This is a genomic window from Caldovatus sediminis, assembly GCF_014644455.1.
In the GTDB taxonomy this organism is placed as follows: Bacteria; Pseudomonadota; Alphaproteobacteria; order Acetobacterales; family Acetobacteraceae; genus Caldovatus; species Caldovatus sediminis.
In genome coordinates, this window is the sequence record NZ_BMKS01000039.1 from 1 (window position 1) to 1,074 (window position 1,074).

General features: G+C 67.1%; 1 protein-coding gene. It reads left to right on the forward strand.

Annotation, left to right across the window (positions count from 1 at the left end):
* Positions 1-158 precede the first annotated feature (158 nt).
* Positions 159-980 carry an IS5 family transposase gene (locus IEX99_RS22215; protein ID WP_188904423.1) on the forward strand — a complete coding sequence of 274 codons (822 nt, stop codon included), beginning with the start codon at positions 159-161 and terminating at the stop codon, positions 978-980.
* Positions 981-1,074 lie beyond the last annotated feature (94 nt).

Genomic DNA, 1,074 nt, shown 5'->3' on the forward strand with positions numbered 1-1,074 from the left:
ATGGTGAGCCTCCGATGCTCACAAGGGTCAATCGCATCACCCGCGCGTCGGGGAATCCCACACGTGAGAGGCTGTCTCGAAACACATTCAATATGGGGCTGGATGGCCGGGCCGCGCCGTGATTCGACCGGGTTGCGACACCTTGGATGAACGGCGCGATGTGGACCCCGGCCACCCGGCGGCAGCATAGCCGCACGGGCCTGCGCTATGCGAGTGACCTGACGGACGACGAATGGCGGATCCTGGAGCCGCTGCTGCCTGCCGCACCTGGACGAGGACGGCGGCGTGCCTGGCCGCTGCGAGAGATCGCCAACGCCATCTTCTACGTGCTGCGGGCGGGCTGCACCTGGCGCCTGCTGCCCGACAGCTTCCCGCCCTGGCGCACGGTCTATCGCTGGTTCGTCCGGCTGCGCGATGGCGGCGTGTTCGAGGCGATCAACCATCATCTCGTCATGCTCGACCGCGAGCGCGCGGGCCGCGAGGCCAGTCCGACGGCGGCAGTGATCGACAGCCAGAGCGTCAAGACAACCGAGAGCGGCGGCCCGCGCGGCTACGATGCAGGCAAGAAGATCAACGGCCGCAAGCGCCACGCTATGGTGGACACCGACGGGCGCGGTCTGACGCTCGACAATCATCCGGCCAACATCCAGGACCGCGACGGCGCACCACCGCTGATGCGCGCCTCGCGCTGCCGCTGGCCCTTCGTGAGGCTCGCCTTCATGGACAGCGGCTACGCCGGCGACCGCGTCGCGAATGCGACCACCATCCCCGTCGCGATCGTCCGCAAGCCCAACAAGCCCAAGAATCAGGTCGGCTTCGCCGTCCATGCTCGACGCTGGGTCGTCGAGCGCTTCTTCGCTTGGATCGGACGCAACCGCCGCCTCGCCAAGGATTTCGAGGCCACCATCGCCTCCGCCAACGCCTTCCTCTACGCCGCCTCCGTCATCATACTGCTGCGTCGCGTCGCTCGTTCCGTATGAGATTCGAGACAGACTCTCAAACAGGCTCTCACCATGGCGCGCGCCATTGCCCTGCGTTCGGACTTCACCGCGACCGAGCTGCGCCACCTGGCGC